The 23,045-nt window shown below is 67.3% G+C and carries 26 protein-coding genes, 2 tRNA genes and 2 pseudogenes; 16 read left to right on the top strand and 14 right to left on the bottom strand.

Annotation, left to right across the window (positions count from 1 at the left end):
• Both KBY71_RS10690 and aroC read left to right on the top strand, forming a co-directional pair.
• Nucleotides 1-168 (top strand): annotated as a pseudogene (locus KBY71_RS10690) (photosystem II q(b) protein); the annotation flags it as partial.
• Nucleotides 169-402: 234 nt separating this feature from the next.
• A complete protein-coding gene (gene aroC / locus KBY71_RS10685) occupies nt 403-1,491 on the top strand; it encodes a chorismate synthase (protein WP_254928887.1) in 1,089 nt (362 codons plus the stop codon).
• A 20-nt stretch (nt 1,492-1,511) separates the two neighbouring features.
• Here the strand turns inward: aroC and KBY71_RS10680 are convergent, their stop codons facing one another.
• The 5 genes from KBY71_RS10680 to psbO form a co-directional block, all read right to left on the bottom strand.
• The gene (locus KBY71_RS10680; protein ID WP_254928886.1) at nt 1,512-2,207 is read right to left on the bottom strand and encodes a hypothetical protein; all 696 of its coding nucleotides are present in this window, start codon (nt 2,205-2,207) and stop codon (nt 1,512-1,514) included.
• 62 nt (nt 2,208-2,269) lie between these two features.
• Nucleotides 2,270-2,866: a bifunctional 4-hydroxy-2-oxoglutarate aldolase/2-dehydro-3-deoxy-phosphogluconate aldolase gene (locus KBY71_RS10675; protein WP_254928885.1), complete on the bottom strand. Its 597-nt coding sequence runs from the start codon at nt 2,864-2,866 to the stop codon at nt 2,270-2,272.
• 25 nt (nt 2,867-2,891) lie between these two features.
• The gene (gene ftsH3, locus KBY71_RS10670; RefSeq protein ID WP_254928884.1) at nt 2,892-4,736 is read right to left on the bottom strand and encodes an ATP-dependent zinc metalloprotease FtsH3; all 1,845 of its coding nucleotides are present in this window, start codon (nt 4,734-4,736) and stop codon (nt 2,892-2,894) included.
• Between the two features lie 45 nt (nt 4,737-4,781).
• A complete protein-coding gene (gene sat / locus KBY71_RS10665) occupies nt 4,782-5,948 on the bottom strand; it encodes a sulfate adenylyltransferase (RefSeq protein WP_254928883.1) in 1,167 nt (388 codons plus the stop codon).
• 137 nt (nt 5,949-6,085) lie between these two features.
• Complete coding sequence (gene psbO / locus KBY71_RS10660) at nt 6,086-6,898, bottom strand: photosystem II manganese-stabilizing polypeptide (protein ID WP_254928882.1); 813 nt, start codon at nt 6,896-6,898, stop codon at nt 6,086-6,088.
• Nucleotides 6,899-7,040: 142 nt separating this feature from the next.
• On the opposite strand from psbO, the gene KBY71_RS10655 reads away from it, so the two are divergent.
• Nucleotides 7,041-7,394 carry a hypothetical protein gene (locus KBY71_RS10655; RefSeq protein ID WP_254928881.1) on the top strand — a complete coding sequence of 118 codons (354 nt, stop codon included), beginning with the start codon at nt 7,041-7,043 and terminating at the stop codon, nt 7,392-7,394.
• Nucleotides 7,395-7,397: 3 nt separating this feature from the next.
• Here KBY71_RS10655 and coaBC read toward each other — a convergent pair whose 3' ends face one another.
• On the bottom strand, nt 7,398-8,657 hold the full coding sequence (coaBC, locus tag KBY71_RS10650) for a bifunctional phosphopantothenoylcysteine decarboxylase/phosphopantothenate--cysteine ligase CoaBC (protein ID WP_254928880.1): 1,260 nt from the start codon (nt 8,655-8,657) through the stop codon (nt 7,398-7,400).
• On the bottom strand, nt 8,647-8,877 hold the full coding sequence (locus KBY71_RS10645) for a DUF2555 domain-containing protein (protein ID WP_396095303.1): 231 nt from the start codon (nt 8,875-8,877) through the stop codon (nt 8,647-8,649). Before KBY71_RS10645 ends, coaBC begins: the two co-directional genes overlap by 11 nt.
• A gap of 100 nt (nt 8,878-8,977) precedes the next feature.
• Between KBY71_RS10645 and KBY71_RS10640 the strand changes: the two genes are divergently transcribed.
• The 4 genes from KBY71_RS10640 (at nt 8,978) to KBY71_RS10625 (ending at nt 10,168) form a co-directional block, all read left to right on the top strand.
• Nucleotides 8,978-9,050: transfer RNA gene (locus KBY71_RS10640), tRNA-Ala, on the top strand.
• Between the two features lie 45 nt (nt 9,051-9,095).
• Entirely contained in the window at nt 9,096-9,257 is a 162-nt protein-coding gene (locus KBY71_RS10635; protein ID WP_254928878.1) for a PCP reductase family protein, read from the top strand.
• 44 nt (nt 9,258-9,301) lie between these two features.
• Entirely contained in the window at nt 9,302-9,499 is a 198-nt protein-coding gene (locus KBY71_RS10630; RefSeq protein WP_094559179.1) for a hypothetical protein, read from the top strand.
• 312 nt (nt 9,500-9,811) lie between these two features.
• A complete protein-coding gene (locus KBY71_RS10625; protein ID WP_254928877.1) occupies nt 9,812-10,168 on the top strand; it encodes a DUF565 domain-containing protein in 357 nt (118 codons plus the stop codon).
• Here KBY71_RS10625 and KBY71_RS10620 read toward each other — a convergent pair.
• Nucleotides 10,155-11,183: an aspartate carbamoyltransferase catalytic subunit gene (locus KBY71_RS10620; RefSeq protein WP_254928876.1), complete on the bottom strand. Its 1,029-nt coding sequence runs from the start codon at nt 11,181-11,183 to the stop codon at nt 10,155-10,157. The genes KBY71_RS10625 and KBY71_RS10620 overlap by 14 nt on opposite strands.
• 27 nt (nt 11,184-11,210) lie before the next feature.
• Complete coding sequence (locus tag KBY71_RS10615; RefSeq protein ID WP_254928875.1) at nt 11,211-11,864, bottom strand: DNA-3-methyladenine glycosylase; 654 nt, start codon at nt 11,862-11,864, stop codon at nt 11,211-11,213.
• Between KBY71_RS10615 and KBY71_RS10610 the strand changes: the two genes are divergently transcribed.
• On the top strand, nt 11,863-12,000 hold the full coding sequence (locus tag KBY71_RS10610) for a hypothetical protein (RefSeq protein ID WP_190388714.1): 138 nt from the start codon (nt 11,863-11,865) through the stop codon (nt 11,998-12,000). The genes KBY71_RS10615 and KBY71_RS10610 overlap by 2 nt on opposite strands.
• On the opposite strand, the gene KBY71_RS10605 is transcribed toward KBY71_RS10610, so the two are convergent.
• A complete protein-coding gene (locus KBY71_RS10605) occupies nt 11,997-12,293 on the bottom strand; it encodes a DUF6679 family protein (protein WP_094559170.1) in 297 nt (98 codons plus the stop codon). The genes KBY71_RS10610 and KBY71_RS10605 overlap by 4 nt on opposite strands.
• Nucleotides 12,294-12,356: 63 nt before the next feature.
• On the opposite strand from KBY71_RS10605, the gene KBY71_RS10600 reads away from it, so the two are divergent.
• Both KBY71_RS10600 and gatC read left to right on the top strand, forming a co-directional pair.
• Nucleotides 12,357-13,139 (top strand): creatininase family protein, encoded by a 783-nt coding sequence (locus tag KBY71_RS10600; protein WP_254928874.1) that lies wholly within the window; start codon nt 12,357-12,359, stop codon nt 13,137-13,139.
• A 32-nt stretch (nt 13,140-13,171) separates the two neighbouring features.
• A complete protein-coding gene (gene gatC / locus KBY71_RS10595) occupies nt 13,172-13,465 on the top strand; it encodes an Asp-tRNA(Asn)/Glu-tRNA(Gln) amidotransferase subunit GatC (RefSeq protein WP_254928873.1) in 294 nt (97 codons plus the stop codon).
• Here the strand turns inward: gatC and crtR are convergent.
• Nucleotides 13,462-14,436 carry a beta-carotene hydroxylase gene (gene crtR / locus KBY71_RS10590; protein ID WP_254928872.1) on the bottom strand — a complete coding sequence of 325 codons (975 nt, stop codon included), beginning with the start codon at nt 14,434-14,436 and terminating at the stop codon, nt 13,462-13,464. The genes gatC and crtR overlap by 4 nt on opposite strands.
• Nucleotides 14,437-14,542: 106 nt before the next feature.
• A tRNA-Leu gene (locus KBY71_RS10585) sits at nt 14,543-14,624 on the bottom strand.
• Nucleotides 14,625-14,707: 83 nt separating this feature from the next.
• Here KBY71_RS10585 and KBY71_RS10580 point away from each other — a divergent pair.
• Both KBY71_RS10580 and ileS read left to right on the top strand, forming a co-directional pair.
• The gene (locus KBY71_RS10580; protein ID WP_254928871.1) at nt 14,708-15,325 is read left to right on the top strand and encodes a Ycf66 family protein; all 618 of its coding nucleotides are present in this window, start codon (nt 14,708-14,710) and stop codon (nt 15,323-15,325) included.
• Nucleotides 15,326-15,350: 25 nt separating this feature from the next.
• The gene (ileS, locus tag KBY71_RS10575) at nt 15,351-18,284 is read left to right on the top strand and encodes an isoleucine--tRNA ligase (RefSeq protein WP_396095298.1); all 2,934 of its coding nucleotides are present in this window, start codon (nt 15,351-15,353) and stop codon (nt 18,282-18,284) included.
• Here ileS and KBY71_RS10570 read toward each other — a convergent pair.
• Nucleotides 18,281-18,637, bottom strand: a complete 357-nt coding sequence (locus KBY71_RS10570) for a hypothetical protein (RefSeq protein ID WP_254928870.1) — start codon at nt 18,635-18,637, stop codon at nt 18,281-18,283. The genes ileS and KBY71_RS10570 overlap by 4 nt on opposite strands.
• Nucleotides 18,638-18,648: 11 nt before the next feature.
• Nucleotides 18,649-19,302 (bottom strand): DUF3177 family protein, encoded by a 654-nt coding sequence (locus tag KBY71_RS10565; RefSeq protein WP_396095296.1) that lies wholly within the window; start codon nt 19,300-19,302, stop codon nt 18,649-18,651.
• Between the two features lie 36 nt (nt 19,303-19,338).
• Between KBY71_RS10565 and KBY71_RS10560 the strand changes: the two genes are divergently transcribed.
• From KBY71_RS10560 to KBY71_RS10545, 4 genes and pseudogenes are all read left to right on the top strand, one after another.
• On the top strand, nt 19,339-20,607 hold the full coding sequence (locus KBY71_RS10560; RefSeq protein WP_254928869.1) for an FIST N-terminal domain-containing protein: 1,269 nt from the start codon (nt 19,339-19,341) through the stop codon (nt 20,605-20,607).
• 2 nt (nt 20,608-20,609) lie between these two features.
• Nucleotides 20,610-21,332 carry a tRNA (guanosine(46)-N7)-methyltransferase TrmB gene (gene trmB, locus KBY71_RS10555; RefSeq protein WP_254928888.1) on the top strand — a complete coding sequence of 241 codons (723 nt, stop codon included), beginning with the start codon at nt 20,610-20,612 and terminating at the stop codon, nt 21,330-21,332.
• A gap of 16 nt (nt 21,333-21,348) precedes the next feature.
• On the top strand, nt 21,349-22,665 hold the full coding sequence (locus tag KBY71_RS10550) for an IctB family putative bicarbonate transporter (protein WP_254928868.1): 1,317 nt from the start codon (nt 21,349-21,351) through the stop codon (nt 22,663-22,665).
• Nucleotides 22,658-23,045, top strand: a pseudogene (locus tag KBY71_RS10545) (N-acetylglucosamine kinase); the annotation flags it as partial. The gene KBY71_RS10550 and the pseudogene KBY71_RS10545, both read left to right, overlap by 8 nt.

Genomic DNA, 23,045 nt, shown 5'->3' with positions numbered 1-23,045 from the left:
TCGATCCTCGACGGCCAAGGCCGCGTGGTGAACACCTGGGCGGACGTGCTGAACCGTGCAGGCCTGGGCATGGAAGTGATGCACGAGCGCAACGCTCACAACTTCCCGCTGGACCTGGCTGCTGCAGAAGCCACCCCCGTGGCTCTGACCGCACCGGCCATCGGCTGAGCGATCAGCTGAGGCTGAACAAGCCAAACGGAATCCCCCCGGCCCCCTCGCAAGAGGGGGCTTTTTGTTGGGGTTGCGAAATCCACCCCCAAACTCAAAAAGGACAATCGCTCCAGGCGGGCTCAATAGGGTGAAGACGCAACAAGGGCGAACGGCCCTGCTCGTGCCCCTGGCGCTGATGCCGGTGGGCTTCGGCTACCCCAGTTCCTAATCTGACGCCAACCTCGATTTCCCATGGGCAGCAGCTTCGGCCAGCTCTTTCGGATCAGCACCTTCGGCGAATCCCATGGCGGTGGTGTGGGCGTGATCGTCGACGGCTGCCCGCCCCGCCTCGCCCTCAACCTGGAGGCGATTCAGTACGAGCTCGATCGGCGCAAACCCGGCCAGAGCAAGATCACCACACCCCGCAAGGAAGACGATCGCGTTGAGATCCTCAGTGGCCTGCTTGATGGCGAGACCCTGGGCACGCCGATCGCCATGGTGGTGCGCAACAAGGACCAGCGCCCCGGGGACTACCAGGAGATGCAGGTGGCCTTTCGGCCCTCCCATGCCGATGCCACCTATCAGGCGAAATACGGCATCCAGGCCCGCAGTGGTGGAGGCCGGGCTTCAGCCCGCGAAACGATCGGCCGGGTGGCGGCCGGAGCCATCGCCAAACAACTGCTCGCCAAAACCCATGGCACCGAGGTGATCGCCTGGGTCAAACGCATTCACGACCTGGAGGCCACGATCGACCCGGAGCAGGTGACCCTGGAGGCTGTGGAGTCCACCATCGTGCGTTGCCCCGATCCAGCCACCGCCAGCCGGATGATCGAACGGATCGAAGCGATCGGTCGTGAGGGCGATTCCTGTGGTGGCGTGATCGAATGCGTGGTGCGGCGTCCGCCGGTGGGGCTGGGCATGCCGGTATTCGACAAGCTGGAGGCCGACCTGGCCAAGGCGGTGATGTCGCTGCCAGCCACCAAGGGCTTTGAAATCGGCTCAGGTTTCGCCGGAACCTTGCGCAAGGGCAGCGAACACAACGATGCCTTCCTGCCCACGGCCGATGGCTCCCTGCACACCGCCACCAACAACTCCGGCGGGATCCAGGGAGGCATCAGCAACGGGGAGGTGATCGTGATCCGGGTGGCCTTCAAACCCACAGCCACGATCCGCAAGGCGCAGCAGACCATCGATGCCAGCGGAGCTGCCACCACGCTGGAGGCCAAGGGGCGGCACGACCCGTGCGTGTTGCCCCGGGCGGTACCGATGGTGGAAGCCATGGTGGCCCTGGTGCTGGCCGATCACCTGCTGCGCCAGCAGGGGCAGTGCAGCCTCTGGTGATCGGCCCCGAGCCGACGTGCCTACAACGCAGCCGCAGCGGGCTGTAGCCCGTTGGTGCTCGCAACGGAACCGGAGGCCGCGGCTGGCGCGCCGCCGAGCCGTCCCACGGCCTTGGCCATCCGTCGCGCCACGGAAGATCCGGCCCGCTTGGTGGACACGGCCGTGGAAGCGGCTGTCTTGCGCGCTGGCTTCTTGGCAGCAGCAGCCTTGGCCACAGGCTTCTTCGCTGCAGAGGGCTTGGCTGCTGCCTTCTTGGCCACAGCCGGCTTCTTGGCCGCCACTGGCGTCTTGGCAACGGCTGGCTTCTTGGCCGTAACAGCTGGCTTCGCAACAGCTGGCTTCGCGACGGCGGGCGTCTTCGCGGCAGCTGCTTTCTTGGCAGCAGGCTTCTTGGCCGCGGCCTTCCTCGGTGTGGCAGAGGCCTTGGGCGTCCGGCTGCGATGGCTCAGCACCATCGCCCATTCGGCGTCGCTGAGATTGGCGGGCTTGGCGCCATGGGCATCGGCCACCTTGGCCGCCTTTTCGATGTCCTGGATCAGGTTTTTCCAGGACGTGGCGAAACGCTTGTCGGACTGGGACTTGGCGCCACTTTCCACCAGGGTTTCGATCACCCCGGCAGCGGAGACTTTCTTGCGGCGGCGATTGAAAATTTCCTTCTGAAGCTGGGCGATCAGGGCATCGGCCTTGTCGCTGAGCTTGACGGTGAGCTGAGACATAAAAGGAGGCAACCTCTGTCTCAGCTGTAGCACTGCAGACTCGCAACGGCAACAATCTGGCGCTAACGGCTCCCCAGTCGCTCGACAAGCCGCGCCAACGCCTCCCAATCGGTGGCATCGACAAGGGCTCCACCCAGGGCCACCGCGTCCACCCCCGCAGCGAGCCAAGCTTCGACATCATCCGGACCCAGACCTCCTGCTGCGATGCAGTGGGGCAGGCCCTGCCCCCCCGCCAACGGGCCCGCCAGCCGCTGCCAGTAGGAGCGCCCCAGCGGAGCCGCAGGAAACAGCTTCACGAGGGGGCATCCCCACAAGCGGGCCCGATGCACCTCCGTCGGCGACATCACCCCGGGCACAAACGCCAACTTGAGCTGACGGGCCCGCTCCACCAAGGTGTGCTCCAACACCGGGGACACCGCGTAAGTCAGACCGGCCGCAGCGGCCGCTTCCAGGCCGGAACAATCCACCACGGAAGCGGCACCGAGCGCCAGCCCAGCACAGTGCTGCCGCAGCTGTTGCACGGCAGGGACCCAGTGGGGATGGCCACTCCAAGCCACTTCCACGTGCCCTACCCCCAGGGCCTCGAGTCGCTCCAAAGCAGGCAGTAGCTCGAGGGGATCAAACGCACGAAGCACCACCAGCAAGGGCTGGCGGTGCAACGCTTCGATCAGTCCGGCTTCCAGCTCAGACGTATTCGGCCACCTTCACGTCGCTGCGCACCAGCAGCTCCTGGAGGTCGTCGGCATCGACGGTTTCCTTTTCCACCAGCATGTCGGCCAACTCATCGAGGACCGACCGGTTCTCCGCCAGGACGGCGGTGGCGCGCTTGTAGGCCTCAGCCACCAGTTGGCTCACTTCCTCGTCAATGGCAGCGGCGGTGTCCTCAGAAAAATCCCGCTCGGCAGCAATGTCGCGGCCAAGGAACATGCCGCCCTGGCTGCGTCCGAGGGCCACGGGTCCGAGGCGGTCGCTCATGCCGAAACGGGTGACCATCTGGCGGGCCACCCGGGCCACCTGCTGGAGGTCGTTGGAGGCACCGGTGGTGACTTCGTCTTCGCCGTAGACAATCTCCTCAGCAACACGACCGCCCAGGGCCACGGCCATCTGGTTCTGAAGGTAGGAACGGGAGTAGAGGCCCGATTCCATCCGCTCCTCGCTGGGGGTGAAGAAGGTGAGGCCGCCGGCGTTGCCGCGGGGGATGATCGAGATCTTCTGAACCGGGTCGTAGTCGGGCATCAGCGCGCCCACCAGGGCATGGCCAGCCTCGTGATAGGCCACCAGCCGCTTGCGCTTCTCACTCATGACCCGATCCTTCTTCTCGGGACCGGCCATCACCCGCTCAATGGCGTCGTTCACTTCGTCCATGGCGACTTCGGTGAGCTGACGGCGGGCCGCCAGGATGGCGGCTTCGTTGAGCAGGTTGGCCAGGTCGGCTCCGGTGAAGCCGGGTGTGCGGCGCGCCACCTTGTCCAGGTCGACGTCCTTGGCGAGGGTCTTGCCGCGGGCATGGACCTCCAGGATCTGCAGCCGGCCGTTGTAGTCGGGGCGGTCGACCACCACCTGGCGATCGAAGCGGCCGGGACGCATCAAAGCCGCATCCAGCACATCGGGCCGGTTGGTGGCCGCCACGATGATGATGCCGGTGTTGCCCTCAAAACCGTCCATCTCCGTCAGGAGCTGGTTGAGGGTCTGCTCCCGCTCGTCGTTGCCACCGCCGAGGCCCGCGCCCCGTTGGCGCCCGACGGCATCGATCTCATCGATGAAGACGATGCAAGGGGCACTCTTTTTGGCCTGCTCGAACAGGTCGCGGACGCGACTGGCGCCCACACCCACGAACATCTCGACAAACTCCGAACCGGAGATCGAGAAGAAGGGCACACCGGCCTCACCCGCCACGGCTTTGGCCAGCAGGGTCTTGCCGGTGCCGGGAGGGCCGACGAGCAATACCCCTTTGGGGATCTTGGCGCCGACGGCGGTGAAGCGATCGGGGTTTTTGAGGAAGTCGACGACCTCGGTGAGCTCGAGCTTGGCGCCTTCAATGCCGGCCACATCGCCGAAGGTCACCTGGGTTTGGGGCTCCATCTGAACCCGAGCCTTGCTCTTGCCAAAGCTCATGGCGGGATTACCACCGCCGCCCTGGGCACGGCGCAACAGGAAGAACAGGCCCCCCAGCAGCAGCAGGGGGAAGATCAGGCTGCCAACCGCCTGCTGCCAGGCCGCGGGCTCGCGGCTGGGCTGCACCGCGATATCGACGTTGTGGTCGGTGAGGAGCTTGAGCAGATCTTTGTCGGGGGCCAGGTTGACCACGGCGCGGCGACCGTCGTTTTCCACCACCTGGGCCGTACCCCGGTCGGGGGAAATCAGCACCCGCGACACCTCGTTGCCCTGAACGGCCTCAACGAAATCGCTGTAGCGGAGCGTGCGCGGAGCATTGGCCGGGTCGGGTCGGTCCAGGAAGGCCGTGCCCACGGCGATCATCACGATCACCAGAAGGACATAGAGCCCCGCGTTGCGCCAGCGCTTTTTCAAGACCCGTGCCTCTGCTGAGAATCAAGTAAAGGAATGTTAACTGGCTCAGGCCGCGGCCCGAAGCACTTCCACCACACTACGGAAGGCGAACCATTCCGGGATCTCCTCGCCGCCGCGCAGCATCTGGCGGAACTGGGTGCCGCTGAGCTTGCGGACATGCAGGCCCCGCGCTTCGGCATGCTCGGCGGTGACATACCCCTCCTCCTCCGTGTAGACGAGGTTGAGCGACGGCACGGTTTCCATGCCCAGCTCAGCGGCGTTGTCGCGGGCGAAGTCCTGGGCCTGGTAGGGGCCGTAGAAGTCGTCGCCGGTGAGGGAGCTCTTGCAGCCGGCCATGTCGCGGCCAATGATGAAGTGGGTGCAGCCGTAGTTCTTGCGGATGATCATGTGCTGCAGCGCCTCGCGCGGACCCGCCATGTGCATCGAGTAGGGCAGGTAGGCCCAGCGGATGCGCGGGTTGGCCACTTCGGCGGCCAGACGCTCGTAGGTCTGGAAGCGCACCTCGCCGGCGATGTCGTCATCCTGGGTGGGACCGCAGGTGGGGTGCACCAGCACCACGCCCTGGTCGCTCACATTGCTGGCATCCAGGGCCCGGGTGAACAGCTCGTAGTGGGCCCGGTGGATGGGATTGCGGCACTGGAAGGCCACCACGCTCTGGCCCTCGGGCAGGGTGGCGCGCACGTCGGCGGGGGTTTTGCACGGGAAGACCCGCCGGGGGAGCTCCAGGCCCTGGATGGCTCCGCCGAGGTAGAAGCGACCGCGCTCGGTGGCGATCATCTTGACGGCGGGGTGCTCCAGCGAGGTGGTGCCGTAGCAACCCAGGGCCTCACGGGCCTTGTCGGGCTCCCAACGGCTCTCCACCGTGAGCACCGCCAGCTCCTGACCGCGATAGGTGAGCAGCAACCGCTCGCCAATGGCGATCGAGGCGTCGTCGGTGTCGAACACAATCGGCAGACCGAACAGCAGACCACTGGTGGTGCGATGGCCGGCCACGACGGCGTCGTAGTCCTCCTGGTGCATGAAGCCCCGCAGGGGCGAAAAGCCACCCACCACCAGCAGCTCCACATCACAGGCATTGCGATCGCTGCACTCGATGCTGCGGCTGATGCCGGCCTTCGCGGCCTCAGCCTCACCGCCCACCACCATCAGGTTCACCAGGGAGCCGCCATGGGGGGCAATCAGGCCGGTGGCGGCGGAGTCGGCAACGGTCATGGCGGGGCGGGCGCTCGGGACGACGGTGGATTCTCCCAGACCAGCGGCTCACGCCCTTGCGCTGAAGGTCGCAAACAGGTGCGGCCATCAAAAAGAGCCCCTTTCGGGGCTCTGGGCAACTGCTATGGGCGGAGCGTTCAGACCTGCTCGAGGCGGCCGTAGAGCTGGCCCACGATCTTGACGTCGACCACAGCCTTCGTGCCCATGTCGGAGTCGGAGGGCTGGATGGCCGTGAACACACCGGCGAATTCGCCGGTGCTGGGGTCCACCTTGGTGATGGACAGATTCATGGTGCCGGAACCATCCACGTAGCGCTTCACGGTTTCCCCGGTGAACTCATCGCCAGCGGGCACCAGGCCCACAGCGCTGCTGTAACCGGTGGTGAGGCCCCGGCCCTTGGGATCGAGGAAGTTGCTGGTGCGGTAGCTGGGAGCGCGGTAGGCGCCTTCGAAATCGGTGCTGGTGGTGAGGGAACCGCCGTCAGCGGTGGCCACCAGTTCCTTGCTGGAGAAGGTGAAGGGCACCTCCTCACCGCCGGGCAGCAGCACGGTGATCGGCTGGAAATCGATGCCGCCCAGCTCCTTGAAGCTGAGGCCGCTGCCGGTCACGTCGAGATCGCCGTACACCTGATCGAGGCTGGAGGTGAAGCGGGTGAGGATCTTGCCCGCCACAAACTGGGCCTCCTGGCGCTTGTTGGCCGGCTCGCCCTTCACGTACACCTCGGCGGGGTGCATGCAAATTTCACGGAGCTGATACTTGGCCGAAGGATCCAGGGCAATGGAGCCGCGGGCCGAATCGGGCAGGGTCGGGCAATCGTTCGCCAGGCCGGTGTTGTGGATGTCGTCGTAGGTGAGATTGGCGCGATCCACGGCCTTGGCCCCACCGCTGCAGGCGGTCACCAGGGTCAGGCACAGCGCCAGCACGAGGGCCAGCAGAGGACGAAAACGCATGGGGAGAGGCCGCAGAGACGGTGGATGGGAACTGGGCTGGCGCGGATCCTACCGGTGCAAAACCCCCATTCCCCGTACGATGTCGCGGCTCTCAACAACCTGTATGCGAGAGCCCGTCGCGCGCGACGACAGAGATCCAGACATGAGCCTCAATCCCTCCCAGCAAGACCGCCTCTCCAGCGCGCTGCAGCAGATCGAGCACCTGGCCGGCGAGCTCGAGGGCCAGCCCGAGGCCCTGCTGGCGCTGTTGCGGCAACTGGAACATCTGCACCGCTCCATCCAGGACGGCGCCTTCCGCAGCAGCCTCCCCGCGGACCGCAGCCAGCTCTTCAGCCTGTTGCAGAGCGTGGAGCGCAGCGGGGGCTGGCCCTACATCCCACGCCTGCAGCTGCGCACCTTCATGGATCTGCTGCAGGACGAGACCATCCCGCAGGAGGGCACCCAGCAGGACACCCCCGAGGGCGGAGCTCCCGACGACGAACCCATGGCCGCCTGAGCGCTAGCTCCCGGCCCGCAGGGCAGTGAGCAGCTGCTGGGCAATGGCCAGCTTGGAGCCAGGCTCCAGCCGTTGCTCACCTGCCGCCCCCCCCAGCAGCCAGCCCTGGTTGGTGTCTCCGCCGAAGCCCGCACCAACCTGATCAATCGGATTGGCAAACAGCAGATCGCAACCCTTGCGGGCCCATTTGGCCCGGGCTTGAGGGAGCACGTCGCCCGACTGGGCTGCAAACCCCAGGATCCGCTGGCCGGCGGGCCGGCGGGCCACCAGCCCAGCCAGCAGATCGGGCACCGCTTGCCAGCCGGAGGCGAGTTCGCGCTCCAGCGCCTCTTTGCTGAGCTTCTGGGCCAACGGCTCCTGCCGGCGGTGGTCGGCCACCGCCGCCGCCATCGCAATGGCATCGGCGCCAGGCTGAAGCCGCACCAGGGCCTGCTCCATCTCGGCCGCCGTCTGTACCGGCTCACAGCGCAACCCCTCGAGCAGCTGGGGGTCGACGGCCAGGGGCCCGTGCACCAGGGTCACCTCGGCGCCGCGCAGGCGGGCGGCCTGGGCGAGCACCACCCCCATCCGACCACTGCTGGGGTTGGTGAGACAACGGGCTGGATCGAGCGGCTCCCGGGTTGGGCCTGCCGTCACCAGCAGCCGCCGCCCGGCCCAGTCCTGACGGCAGCCCCACAGCTGGAGACACTCCAGGGCCAGCAGCAGCAACGGCGGCTCGGCCATGCGGCCATCGCCCCGTCGATCGCAGGCCAGGAGCCCCGACGCGGGGCCCAGGGGCAGCACCCGCCCATCGGCCTGCAACAGCTCCCAGTTGCGCCGCACCGCCGGAGAGGCCCACATCGCCGTGTTCATCGCCGCCGCCGCCAGCACCGGAGCCTCTGTGGCCAAGAGGATGCTGGCCAACAGGGTGTCGGCCAGACCATGCACCCAGCGGCCCAGGCTGGTGGCACTGAGGGGGGCCACCAACACCAGCTCGGCCCACTCCGCCAGCTCCACATGCAGCGGCCTGGGCGCCCGATGGCTCCACTGGTCGGCATCCAGGCAACAGGGCTGGCGACTCAGGGACGCCAGGGCAACCGGGCTGACCAGCTGGGCCGCCGAGGGCGTGAGCACACAACGCACGTCGGCACCGCGCTGGGCCAGGGCACTCACCACCAACGGCAGCTTGACCGCCGCGATGCTGCCGCTGATGCCAACCAGGATGCGGCGTCCCGCCAGGGGATCGGCCACCGGAGCAGACGGGTCGGCCGGCTCAGTCCTCATCGAAGGGTTCCTGATCCACCAGATGCACGTAGGGCCGCGCCAGCTCAGGGCGATGGATGGCCAGGGCGCGCATCACATGCCAGTCCTGGAGTCCTTCAAACGGGGTGGGGTAGTCATCCTCATCGAGACGGCGGGCCAGTTCGGCAACCGACGCCTCATCAAAGGAGGCGATCAGTTCGGCCGTGATCGCTCCAGCGGCCGGGACGGGGGAATCGGTCAAGGCTGGGGCCTGCTCACAGATCTCCATTCTCAGCATCAGGGCAGCGCCCTGGGTGCAGGACTGATAATTTCTGGCGAAGGCCCATCCGGGGCCCCTTCCAGGGGAATTAGCTCAGCTGGTAGAGCGCTGCGATCGCACCGCAGAGGTCAGGGGTTCGAGTCCCCTATTCTCCATTTTCGATTCCCCTTCCCGAGCGGCAGGCAGGCCTGAACCTCCCGATGCAGTGGCACCCCGACGCCGAAGCCAAACTCAAGGAAGTGCCGTTCTTCGTGCGACCCGCGGTGCGGCGGCGGATTGAATCGATGGCCCTGGAGGCTGGCCACAGCGAGATCGACGCCCCCTTTTATGAGCAAGCCAAGGCCCAGTTCGGCCAGAAGTGAACCGGCGATGCGGTAAAAGGGTGGATTAGTACAGCCCTCCATCGATGTCGCAGTCGAAACGCGAACAGGTGGTTAGCCACCTGCGGTACATCCGCCAGGAGCTCCGAGAAATGCACCAGGGCGTCATGGACGATGGCCTGCTTCCCGAAGCCGGCGAGGTGCGGGGCGTCATGGCCCAGATGGAGGCCCTGCTCGAGCTGCTGGAAGGCAAGTCCTCCAGGAAGAAAGACAGCGACGGCTGAGACGCAGGCCGCGTAAAGCCCTGGGAGCGTCAAGGGCCCGTGGGGACGCTCTGGCAAACGTCTCCTCCCTCTTGAACGACAGCGATCCAGGCGCTTTGGTTGCTTCGTCCCCATCACCCAGCCCGGGCTTCGGCCCAGGGCTTTTTTATTGGAATCCCCTATCGGTAGCGGTAAAACGCTGCGCAGACGCCAGAGATGGTGTAGACATGGTTTGGCAGGGCTCGGGCCGGGTGATGGGGATCACCGCAGCCAACTTCCCTGCCCCCTCTTTCTGGGTGGCTTCTCAAGCGTGACGCTGCCAAGCTCCGGGTCATGACCGCGACCCCGCCAGAGCAGCGTTACCAGCAGACCCGCTTCCAGGCGCAGATCGCCCAGGCCCAAATCGCCCTGGAGCGATGGGCCGCCAACCCCTGGCGGCGTCTCTCCCTGCTCGTGATCGTGCTGCTGATCAGCTTCAGCATCGGCGGGGCCGTGGGCTCGATCACGGGCACCCTGGCGAAGCTGGATCCCGTGGGAGCCCTGATCTGCGTTGGCGCGATGGAAGTGGCCATTCGCATCCGGGGGGGACTGCTGCGCCGCCGCGGCGACCCGCTGGGGCTGCAGCTGGTCGACATGGCCCGCATCGGCCTGCTCTACGGATTGCTCCTGGACGGCTTCAAGCTGCTGTAAGCGGTTCCGCCGCCGCCAGCAAATACAGCAGCGCCATCCGAATTGGGATGCCGTTGCGCACCTGCTCTTCCACCAGCGCCACGGCCGGATCGTCGAGCACCTCGCCAGCCAGCTCCACCCCCCGGTTCACCGGGCCCGGGTGCAGCACCGGCACGGGCTGGCCGCAGAGGGCCAGGCGGGCGCGGGTGATGCCGAACTGGCGGTGATAGGCATCGAGGCTGGTGAGGAGGTGCTGGTGCATGCGCTCCTTCTGGAGACGCAGGGTCATCACCGCATCGGCCCCTGGGAGGGCTTCCTCCAGGCTGCGCACCAGCCGCACCGGTCCGCGGTCCGGCACCGGATCGGCCTGCTGGCCTGGGGGAGGCGCCGCCACGAACTCCGCGAAGGCGTCGGGCAACAGGGTGGGCGGACCGCAGAGCACCACCTCAGCGCCGCAGGCGGTGAGGGCCCAGAGGTTGGAGCGGGCCACCCGGGAGTGGAGCACATCCCCCACAATCACGATCCGCCTGCCCCGGAGGGCATGGGGCGTGGGGGCCTCGGGAGCGAAGTGGCGCACCAGGGTGAAGAGATCCAGCAGCCCCTGGCTGGGATGGCTGTGCAAGCCATCGCCGGCGTTGAGCACCGCCACCCGTTCGCCAGCCCGATCGAGATCCGCCGCCAGGCTCTGGGGCACCCCGGCACAGCGGTGCCGAACCACCAGGATGTTGGCGCCCATCGCCACATAGGTGCGGGCCGTATCCAGCAGGCTCTCGCCCTTGCTGAGGGAGCTGGAGGAGGGGGAAAAGCTCTGCACATCGGCCGAGAGCCGCTTGGCCGCCAGCTCGAAGCTGCTGCGGGTGCGGGTGCTGGGCTCAAAGAACAGGCTGGTCATCAGCCGGCCCTGCAGGGCCGGCAACTTGCGGGCGCCAGCCACCGGCAGAGCCCGGAAGCGCTGGGCCAGCGACAGCACGGTGGCGTAGTCGTCCAGCGAAAAGGCCGCCAGATCGAGCACATGGCGGTGACTCCAACCGCTCAAGGCATCCAAGGCGCAAACATCCCCAACCTAGGGCTGGCGGTCTCCTTTGGCCCGCCTGCTCACGCTGCGGCTGGCGCGCAGGTACCAGCGCCAAGGCAGGTCCTGTCCCTGGGAGATGCCGATGCGGCTGGTCTGGATGAGGGCGAGATCAGCCCCGAGCGCAGGGGGACGTGGGGCCAACCAGAGGCCGGAATCCGGCTGCACGGGCAGCGCGTTATGGCTCTTGGTGAGCCCAAAGCGCCGAGCCAGCAGCGCCGGACCTGAGGCCACCCGGTCGGGCTCGCCGGGCAGGGCCACGGCGCGCAGCAACACGCCGTTGGCCCAATCAGCGCGGCCGGTCACCACATTGACGCAGTGGTGAATGCCATAACTCACATAGACATAAAACCGCCCAGGCTCACCGAAGAGCGTTTCGTTGCTGGGGGTGCGGCGGCGGTAGCCGTGGCAGGCGGGCTCCTCCTGGGAATACGCCTCCGTTTCCACAAGTACGCCCCACAGCAACTCGCCCGAGGGTTGGCGCTTCACCAGCAGGCAGCCGATGAGCTCGGGGGCGACGACCTCGGCGGGGCGGGCGAAGAACGCCTTCGGCAACGGATTCCCCACACAGGCGTTGCCCGGCTCGCCAGCAGCGGAGTCAGCCAGCAGACTGAGATCAAATGCCTCAGGCCCCCGGGCTGCCATGAACTCCTCCGGCTTCACCCTTGCCACCGTGCTGGTCTTCGGCAGCGGTTTGTTCGTGCTCGCCACCCTGTTCTTCGGCACCAAGGGCGGCTACTACGACACCGACAACTACGACGGCAACGGAACGGCCCACTAGGGGTTGCTGAGCCGCTCCGCCTCTGGACAGTCTTCGGAGGTGATCACGTCATCCGGGCTGCCGCTGCGGCACACATAGGCCAGGCGGGTACTGACAGCCCCGATGGAATCGAGGCGCACGCTCTCCTCCCAGCTGTGGGTTTCGTCGTCATCCTCGGCGTCGTAGCGCAGGGTGACCAGATCCCCCTCGATCTCCACCACCGTGGCCTCCTCAATCCAGCGCTGCTGATCGCGCAGGAACACCCACACCGGGCGCTGTTCGGCACAAAACTGGTAGAGCTTGCGGTGCAGCATGGGCCCTGGGCACTGCTGGCATCGAAATCCTAGGCAGCCCGCCCGGGCCCGTTGCTGTTCACCATGACCCAAACCGCCCCTCGGGCCGCCAGCCCCACCGAAGCCATCCGCCTGCAACTGCGCAGCTGGCCCGAAGTGGAGGCCTACCTGGAGCACTGCAAGGGCGTGATCGTGCCCCTGGGCTCCACCGAACAGCACGGGCCCACCGGCGCCATCGGCACCGATGCCCTCACCGCCGAGGCCGTGGCCCTGGAGGTGGGCCGGCGCACCGGCGTGCTGGTGACCCCAGCCCAGGCCTTCGGCATGGCTGAACACCACCTCGGCTTTGCCGGCACGGTGAGCCTGCAGCCCTCCACCCTGCTGGCGGTGCTGCACGACATCGTGCTCTCCCTGGCTCGCCACGGCTTTGAGCGGATCTACGTGATCAACGGCCATGGCGGCAACATCGCCACCAGCAAGGCCGCCTTTGCCCAGGCCTATGCCACCGCCGCCGACCGGGGTCTGGCGGTGGCACCGCAGCTGCGCTGCAAGCTGGCCAATTGGTTCATGGCCGGGCCGGTGATGCAGGAGGCCCGCAACCTCTATGGCGACCAGGAGGGTCACCACGCCACCCCCAGCGAAATCGCCCTCACCCTGCACCTGGAGCCGAGCCTGCAGGCCCAACAACGTCCCCTTCCCGAACCAGCCCCCGCCGGGCCGATCCATGGTCCGGAGGATTTCCGCCGCCGCCACCCCGATGGCCGCATGGGCTCCAACCCCTACCTGGCCCAGGCCAGCCACGGCGAGCGCTTCCTGGATCTGGCCGCCACGGCCCTGGCCGCCGATCTCGAAGCGTTTCTGACCTGAGCGCTAGCGTCATGCCCAGCCCGGAACCCCCGATGAGCAAGATCACCGCCGACGACGTGCGCAAGGTGGCCCAGCTCTCCCGCCTCGCCCTGCCGGAGGACAAGATCGCCACCTACACCGGTCAGCTCGAGCGCATCCTCGAGTATGTGGCGCACCTCGAAACCGTGGACACCGAGGGTGTTCCCCCCACTACCCGCGCTGTGGAGGTGGTGAACGTGACCCGCGAAGACGTGGTGACCCCCACCAGCGTGCGGGAAGAGCTGCTCGATGAAGCCCCCCAGCGGGAGGGAGATTTCATCCGGGTCCCCAAGATCCTGGCCGATTAGCGAACCGGGGAAACAGCCGTTCTGTGCAGCAGCTCCAACACCCGGCGGCGTGCATGACGGGTGGGCATGAGCGCGGCAATTGGCCGCAGCTTGCTGCGCTTCTTGCGGTGGCTACGCACCCCCAGAAAAATATCGTAAAGGAAGTTCAATCCGTCGCTTTTGCTCTCAAAGAGACCGAGCCGTTGCGGTGATCCCTTGGCATCCAAAATCGGCTTGGTGGCGTGATAGGCAGGCCGATATTCAAACCAGGGAATCGATGGCCAGAGGTGGTGGATCAGGTGGTAGTTCTGCCCCATGATCAACCAATTCATCAGCCGACCCGGATAGACACGGGAATTGTGCCAGCGGTTGCGGGACTGGAAGGGGCGATGGGGCAGATAGTCGAAGAACAGTCCCAGGGTGACCCCCACCATCAAGGCCGGGGCGAACCAACAATTGAACACAAAGGTGAGGAACCCTCCCTGGGCGGCCGCAATCACAATGGTGGCAAAAATTGCACGGGCAATTCCCCACTCGAGCAACTCATAGCGGCGCCAGAGACGGCGTCGAAAGAAAAACAGCTCGTGATAAAAGAAGCGGGGCGCAATCAGCCACAGCGGCCCAAAGGTGCTGACGATGTGATCCGGATCGTTCTTGGGGTCGTTGACATGGGCGTGGTGCTGCAAATGCACCCGGGTGAACACCGGGAAGCTGAAGCCCAGCAGCAGGGCGGCACCATGGCCCATCACCGCATTCCAGAAGCGGTGGGGATGGGCGGCGTTGTGGCAGGCGTCATGGATCACCGTGCCCTCCAGATGCAGGGCCAGGAACCCGGTAGCCAGCAGCACCGGCAGGGGCCAACCGCCCACAAACCAGCCCCAGATGGTGAGGGCGGCCAGGCCATAGCCCGCCAGAAACAGACCCACCGTGGGATTCCAGGCAGCGGGCGGATCGAGAAACTCCCGCGGCACCAACCGCGATGGTGACGGCATGTCAGCCGTGGGAGCGAACCCAGGGGGGGTGGCAGCCAGAACCTCTGTCATCGCGGCTGAAGCACGCCCCAAAACGTTGTCTCCCAGCAACCTAAGAAAACGTTGATGCCCACCGGGGGACTTGAACCCCCACGACCAAGGCCACTGGTACCTAAAACCAGCGCGTCTACCAATTCCGCCAGGTGGGCGCACCGCGACTGTAGGGACAGCTCTGGATGGACGCCCACATCTGGATGGACGCCCACAATGGAAGGATCCATTCCCCTTGGCCATGCTCGCCACCCTGGGCGGTCTCCTGGCGCTGCTGCTGGGCCTCACCATCCTGCTGCTGCCACTGCTGGCCAGCGAGCTCAGCCGGCCGAGGGATTCGGCCTGGGGTGCCGTGGTGCTGCTGCTGGGCCTGGTGCTGGTGACCAGCGCCGATCGGCTCACCGGGGCACCGATGCTGGGCGTGCTCTGTGGTGGTCTGCTGATCGGCCGTCTGGCCGCGGAGGTGTCCCAGGGGCGCTGGCGGCAACTCACCCCGGAAGAGCAGCAGCGGCTCTGGTCGGCGGAGCGTTGGCAGACGAGCCTCCAGCAGGCAGGAGCCACGCTGGCCCATCTGATCGCCGTGGTGACCACCGCCGGCAGTGGCCTGGGTGAATGGCTGGCTCAGCGGCGCCAGCCCAAATCCAGCGGCAAGCGCTGGGTCCGCCCCGAAGCCCCCGAAAGCTCCGAGAGCTCCGAGAGCCCCGAAACAGGCGAGTCGCCGGCCGCACCGGCCGACCCGGTGGTGGTGAGCTCCTTTGCCGAGATCGACGCCCTGGTCGACGCGGCGACGGAAACCGCGGCACCCGACCCAGAAGCCATTCCCCCCGAGCCCAAGGCCACCAGCGGCCAGGCGGGATAATCAGCCCTTGCTGCTCCCAGGCGACGTGACCGCCAGCCCTGCGCCTGAAACCGCCGCTTCGGGGCAGACCTCCTACAAGGACACCCTCAACCTGCTGCAGACGCCCTTCGCCATGCGGGCGAATGCCAAGCAGCGGGAGCCCCAGATCCAGGCGTTCTGGGCTGAGCAGCGCCTGTACGAACGCCTCAGCCAGCAGAACCCGGGCGAGAGCTTCACCCTGCACGACGGCCCCCCCTATGCCAATGGGGCCCTGCACGTGGGCCACGCCCTCAACAAGATCCTCAAGGACATCATCAACAAAACCGCCCTCCTCCAGGGCAAGAAGGCGCGGTTCATCCCGGGGTGGGACTGCCACGGCCTGCCGATCGAACTCAAGGTGCTCCAGGGCCTCAGCAGCGGCGAGCGGGCCGATCTCACCCCGGTGAGCCTGCGCCAGAAGGCCCACGCCTATGCCCTGGAGCAGGTGGAGGGCCAGAAGCAGGGCTTCCAGCGCTGGGGCATCTGGGCCGACTGGGAGACCCCCTACCTCACCCTGCAGAAGGACTACGAGGCCGCCCAGATCGGTGTGTTCGGCGCCATGGTGCTGGCGGGCCACATCTACCGGGGCCTCAAGCCCGTGCACTGGAGCCCCAGCTCCCGCACCGCCCTGGCCGAGGCCGAACTCGAATATCCCGACGGCCACACCTCCCCCAGCGTCTACGTGGCGTTCCCGGTGGAAACGGTGCCCCCGGCCCTGGCCGCCAAGCTGGCCGGCGCGGGCCTGCCACCGGAACTGGGCACGGCCGGTGGCGGCCTGGCGGTGGCCATCTGGACCACCACCCCCTGGACCCTGCCGGCCAACTTGGCGGTGTCGGTGAACGAGCGGCTCGACTACAGCATCTGCCAGGCCGGCGAGCGCCACCTGGTGGTGGCCAGCGAGCTGCGCGAGGGCCTGGAAACCAGCCTGGGCCTCACGCTCACGCCGGTGCTGAGCGTGAAAGGTGCCGAGCTGGAGGGCATCACCTATCGCCATCCCCTGCTGGAGCGCAGCAGCCCGGTGGTGATTGGCGGCGACTACATCACCACCGAGGCCGGCACGGGACTGGTGCACACCGCACCGGGCCACGGCGTGGACGACTTCAACACCGGCAAGAAATACGGCCTGCCGGTGCTCTGCCCGGTGGATGAGGCCGGCACCCTCACCGCCGAAGCCGGACCGTTTGCCGGCACCAACGTGCTCAAGGACGCCAATCCCACCATCATCAGCGCGCTGGAGGAGGCAGGCCTGCTGCTCAAGCAGGAGCGCTACGAGCACCGCTACCCCTACGACTGGCGCACCAAGAAACCGACCATCTTCCGGGCCACCGAGCAGTGGTTTGCCTCGGTGGAAGGCTTCCGTCCGCAAGCCCTCGAGGCCATCGCCCGGGTGGACTGGCTGCCGGCCAGCGGCCGCAACCGCATCGAAGCGATGGTGAGCGAGCGGGGCGACTGGTGCATCAGCCGCCAGCGCACCTGGGGTGTGCCGATCCCCGTTTTTTATCACCGCGAAACCGGTGAGGTGTTGCTCAACGAAGTCACCCTCAGCCACATCCAGGGGCTGATCGCCGAGCACGGCGCCGACGTGTGGTGGCAGCGCGATGAAGCCGACTTGTTACCCGCCGCCTACGTCGCGGACGCAGCGCAATGGCGCAAGGGCACCGACACCATGGACGTGTGGTTCGACTCCGGCTCCTCCTGGGCCGGAGTGTTGGGCGGACTCGCGGGCGGCGCGAGCCGTGCCCCCGAACTCCACTACCCCGCCGATCTGTACCTCGAGGGCAGCGATCAGCACCGCGGCTGGTTCCAGAGCAGCCTGCTCACCTCGGTGGCCGTGAACGGCCACGCCCCCTACAAGCGGGTGCTCACCCACGGCTTCACCCTCGATGAGAAGGGCCGCAAGATGAGCAAATCCCTCGGCAACGTGGTCGATCCGGCGGTGCTGGTGGAGGGCGGTAAGAACGAAAAGCAGGAGCCGCCCTACGGCGCCGATGTGCTGCGCCTGTGGGTGAGCTCGGTGGACTACTCGGCCGATGTGCCGCTGGGGCCGGGGATCGTGAAGCAGCTGGCCGACGTGTACCGCAAGGTGCGCAACACGGCCCGCTACCTGCTCGGCAACCTGCATGATTTCGCGCCGGAGCGGGATGCTGTGCCCTACGCCGAGTTGCCGCTGCTCGACCAGTGGATGCTGCAACGCACCGCCGCCCTGATCGACAGCGTGACGGGCGACTTCGAACGCTTCGAGTTCTACCGCTTCTTCCAGGCCCTGCAGAACTTCTGCGTGGTGGACCTGTCGAACGTCTACCTCGACATCGCCAAGGACCGCCTCTACGTGAGCGGCGCCACGGAGTTCCGTCGCCGCAGCTGCCAGACCGTGCTCAGCCTGGTGGTGGAGCGCCTGGCCGGGCTGATCGCGCCGGTGCTCTGCCACATGGCCGAAGACATCTGGCAGAACCTGCCCTACCCGGTGGCCGAAGCCTCGGTGTTTGAGCGGGGCTGGCCCAGCGCACCCGACGCCTGGCGCCGGCCCGAGCTGGAGACGCCGATGGAGCGAATCCTGGAGCTGCGGGCCCTGGTGAACCGCCAACTGGAGAGCTGCCGGGCCAGCGGAGCCCTGGGCGCCTCCCTTGAGGCGCAGGTGCACCTGGAGCTGGGCGAAGGCAGCGAGGCCCCTGCCGCCGCATTGGAGTGGCTGGCGAACTCAGCCCATCCCACTGTCGACAACCTGGCCGATTGGCTACTGGTGTCATCCCTGCAGCAAGGGAACACGCCTCCCAACAACCCGCTGGTGGACGCCAGTGAGGGCGGCATCACCGTGCGCATCAGCAGAGCGGAGGGGGAGAAGTGCGAGCGCTGCTGGCACTACGAAACCGACATCGGCCAACACAGCGCCCATCCGAGCCTCTGCGGCCGCTGCGTGACGGTGCTGGACGGACCCCGTTAATCCCAGGCGTCCGGCTCGAGCCAGCTAGCCGCGGGCGCGGGACCCGCCAGCACGTCCTCGTGGCCCGGCTTGAGCGGCGCCCGCAGCAATTCAGCCGCTGCGATCTGGGTGCCTTCGGGCAAGACCGGGCTGTCGGGATCAAACGCGGTGGGATGGGTGACGCTGCTGGAGAACCCGCGGAAAATCAGCAGCTCAAACGGCTCAGCCTGGTGGGTCTGCTGAGCTGGATCGGCAGGCAGGGTGCCGCGCAGGCGCAGCACGCGATCGGGATGATTGCGGCTCAACTCCTCAAGACCGGCCAGCAAACCCATCACGGATTCACCCGACGGGATCAGGGCATCGGGCGGAAGCATGGCAGCTGTCCTCAGAACTCACCGGCGACCCGGCCCTGCTTGGGCAGGCGTACCACCAGCCATTGCAGCAGCCCCACGCCATAGGCCACCAGGCCCACGTAGCCGATGAAGGCCGCAACAGAGGGGGTCCAGGTGCCGCCAAACACGAAGGCAAAGACCGCAGCCACATGCTGGTGCAGTCCCAGGGGAGGCTGGATCCAGGCGGTGCAGCGGGCGCCGGCGAGGGCTGAACTGCCCAGGCAGCCGAGGGCCGTGGCACTGAAGACAGCCCCAAGCAGGCCCCACACCGTCAGGCTCCAGCGCCAGATGCGCAGGGTGAGGGGCAGGGGTCTCCAGGGCGGCAAATCGGCCAGTTCCTCATTGAGATCCACCCAGAACCAGACACTCACCACCACCAGCAGCTGGGCCAGCACCGCCACCACAAACCCGAGGGGACGGCGATCGGTGAGCAGCAGGGTGGCCAGGAGCAGCAGGCTGGCCACCTTCCAATAGATGCCCAGCAACCGCACCAAGGCACCCTCCCGGCGCACGGCGGCCCAAACCAGCAACACCAGGGGCACCCCGATGCTGAACAACACAGCCACGCGGACGTCGAGCCACACCAACGAGCGGTACAGCGGTTCTGGCAGGGCGGGGGGCACGCGGATGGTTCGGTAAGGCGCCATTATCCGTGGCCCCCGGCGGGCGATAGGGTCCGCTCCATGGCTGCCTTCCCCCTGCCCAGCTGGCTCTCCAGGCCCTTCAGCTCCCGGCCAGACCAGGCCTGGTGTCGCACAGCCCTGGCGACAGAGACCTCCCTCCAGGCTGCGGTGGAAAGCATTGCCCGCCAGCTGAGGGGGGCGGGACCAGCCGATCTGGCCCTGGTGTTCGCCGCGGCCAGCTACGCCAGTGATCTGCCCAGGCTGCTGCCCCTGCTGCGGGAGAAACTGCAGGCCCAACACTGGCTGGGCTGCCTGGGCGGAGGCGTGGTGGGCACCGATGGCGCTGGAGTGCCCCATGAACTGGAGAACAAACCAGCCCTGAGCGTCACGCTGCTGCATCTGCCGGGAGCCGAGCTCCACCCCTTCGCCATCGACACCGGCACCCTGCCCGACCTCGATGGCCCGGCCGACCCCTGGCGAGCCCTGCTGGGGGCACCCGAAGCCCCCAGCCCCTCGATGCTGCTGCTGGTGGATCCCAGCTGCCCCCGCATCAACGACCTGATCAGTGGCCTGGATTACGCCTGTCCCGAAGCGGTGAAACTCGGCGGCATCGCTGGCCAGCACAGCGCTCCCCACGGATCCCTGCTGTTCGGCGACCAGGTGATGCGAGGGGCTGTGGGATGCCTGATCGGCGGCGCCTGGCAGCTCGACCCGCTCGTGGCCCAGGGCTGCCGGCCGATCGGTCCGGTGTTCGATGTGGAACAGGTCCAGCGCAACGTGGTGCTGGAGGTGAGCCAGGGCCAGGCCCGTCGCAGCCCCGTGGCGGCTTTGCAGGCGATCCTCTCCGAGCTGAGCCCCGAGGAACGGGAGCTGGTGAAGCACTCCCTGTTTCTCGGAGTAGGCCGCAGCAACTTCAGCCTGGCGAGCGTGGAACCCGCCGAACCCGGTGCCTTCCTGGTGCGCAATCTGATCGGCGTCGATCCCCGCAACGGAGCTGTGGCCGTGGCCGAGCGGATGCGGGTGGGACAACAGATCCAGTTCCAGCTCCGCGACGGAACCACCTCCCGCCAGGAGCTGCGCCAGCTGCTGGGTCGGCAGCGAGCGCGCACCGCCGAGCCCCTCGCCACCCTGCTGTTTGCCTGCCTGGGTCGGGGCGAAGGGCTCTACGGCGAAGCCGATGGCGATGTGACGCTCTGCCGCGAAGCCTTCCCTGAGGTGCCGATCGCCGGGGTGTTCTGCAACGGCGAGATTGGTCCGGTGGCCGGCAGCACCCACCTGCATGGGTACACCGCCAGCCTGGCCTTTCTGGTGCCCAGCGAGGACGGCTGATGGTGCGCCAGCACGTCAACCCACTCAGCCGCTTTTTCCAGCAGCCCCGGCCCCTGCCGGCGCCGTCCGCCCTGTTCCGTGTGCCGGAGCAACCCCTGCACCTCGACATCGGCTGCGCCCGGGGCCGGTTTCTGCTCGAGCTGGCCCAGCAGCAACCTGAGCGCAACCACCTCGGGGTGGAGATCCGTCGGCCCTTGGTGGATGCGGCCGAAGCCGACCGCCAGGCCCTCGGACTCGACAACCTCCACTACCTCTTCTGCAATGCCAACATCAGCCTGCAGGACTGGCTTGGCTCCCTGCCGACCGGCCAGTTGGACCGGGTGTCGATCCAGTTCCCCGATCCGTGGTTCAAAAAGAAGCACCACAAGCGTCGGGTCCTGCAGCCCGCCCTGCTGCTCGCCCTGGGTGAGGCCCTGGCCTGCGGCCGGGAGCTGTTCATCCAGAGCGATGTGCTGGCGGTGATCACACCGATGGTGCAGCTGATCGAAGCCAGTGGAGGCTTTGATCGCCCGCCCGAAGACAGCCGTCCCTGGCGGGCTGACAATCCCTTGCCGGTGCCCACCGAGCGGGAAACCTACGTACGGGCCCAGGGTCTGCCGGTGTACCGGGTGCTGTACCGGCGCAACAGCCACAGCCTGCCACCGGTCCAACAGCTGCAAGAGCTGCTACTGGATCTGCCGCCAGACCTGGAGGATCCCAGGGAAGGGGTCGATAATCCGGCCTGACGCCAGCCACCGCCCCTTGAGCGCTTCCCCTCCACCCGTTCTGCTGCGCTGGCAGGGTTGTCTGCGGAGCGCTCCCAGCGGCGCCCTGGGGCGCCAGCTGACCCTGCTGTCGGGGCTGGTGCTCTGCGCCCTGATGGCGGGGCTGCCCCTGGTGACCCGCAGCGGCCTAAGCCTGCTGGTGCTGGCCAGCGGCCTGCTCTGGCTGCTGCTGGCCCTCCGCACGACGCCCGGCCCCCTGGTCGAGATCGACCGCTGGATCCTGGGAATCCTGGCGCTGGCCCTGCTGGCCACGGGGTTTTCCCCGGTTCCCCTGGCCGCCGCCAAGGGCCTGGTGAAGCTGGTGAGCTATCTGGGGGTGTACGCCCTGATGCGCCAGCTGCTGGCCACCGCACCGCTCTGGTGGGACCGCCTCGTGGCGGCCCTGCTGGCCGGGGAACTGATCACCAGCGTGATCGGCATTCGCCAGCTCTATGGCGACTCCGGCGAGCTGGCCCGCTGGGCCGACCCCAATTCAGTGGCCGATGGCACCGTGCGGATCTACAGCACCCTGGAGAACCCCAACCTGTTGGCGGGTTACCTGCTGCCGGCCCTGCCCCTGGCCCTGGTGGCCCTGCTGCGCTGGCCCGGTCTGCCCCGCAAGCTGTTTGCCCTGACGGCCCTGGTGCTGGGCGTGGCCGCCCTGGTGCTCACCTACAGCCGCGGCGCCTGGATGGGACTGGTGGCCGAAGCCGGCGTGATCGTGCTGCTGCTCGCCGTCCGCGGCACCAGGACCTGGCCTCCCTTGTGGCGCAAGCTGTTTCCCGTGCTGCTGCTGGTCGGTGGGGCAGCCCTGCTGGTGGTGTTGGTGACCCAGGTGGAGCCTCTGCGGGTGCGGGTGATGAGCCTGGTGGCCGGCCGCCAGGACAGCTCCAACAACTTCCGCATCAACGTCTGGCTGGCGGCCTTGGACATGATCCAGGCGCGGCCTTGGCTGGGTATCGGCCCCGGCAACGACGCCTTCAACCAGATCTATCCCCTGTTTCAACAACCCAAGTTCAATGCCCTCAGCGCCTACTCCATTCCCCTGGAACTGGCTGTGGAGGCTGGGATCCCAGGGCTGTTGGCGGGGATCGGCTTGCTGGTGGCCAACCTGCGCACGGCCACGACCCTGTGGCGCGGCGATGGATTCTTCAGCCTGCCTGCTCTGGCCGTGATCGCCGTGATCGCGGGCCTGGCCGTCCAGGGACTCACCGACACCATCTTTTTCCGCCCCGAGGTGCAACTGGTCGGTTGGTTTTGTGTGGCCACCCTGGCCGCTGGAGCCACTGCGGAAGCTTCCCAGGATCGTGCCTGAACTGGCCCTGATTGCCGGCTTCGATGCCGGCCAAACCCACACCAGCTGCCGGCTGAGCGAGGCCAGCAGCGCCGTGGTGCTGGCGGAAGGGGAGGGACCGGGGGTGTGCCACCTGGCCGCCCCCGACGGCCCCAGCCGCTTCCGCCGGGCCCTGCAAGCCAGCCTCGACGACGCCTGCGGGCACCTCCAGGCCCAAGGTGAGCTGCGGGCAGCCGCCATTGGGGCGAGTGGCATTGAGGTGGACAGCCCGGTGCAGGCGGCGGCCCAGAGGCTGGCATCGGAAGCCCTCGGCCTCGCCATGCAGAACGTGGTGGTCACCGGCGATGAACGCACCGCCCTGCGCGGTGCGATGGGGAATCAACCGGCCGGCATTGTCGTGA

The sequence above is a fragment of the Cyanobium sp. T1B-Tous genome (genome assembly GCF_024345475.1).
Classification (GTDB): Bacteria; Cyanobacteriota; Cyanobacteriia; order PCC-6307; family Cyanobiaceae; genus Cyanobium_A.
This window is presented reverse-complemented; position numbering and strand designations above follow the sequence as displayed.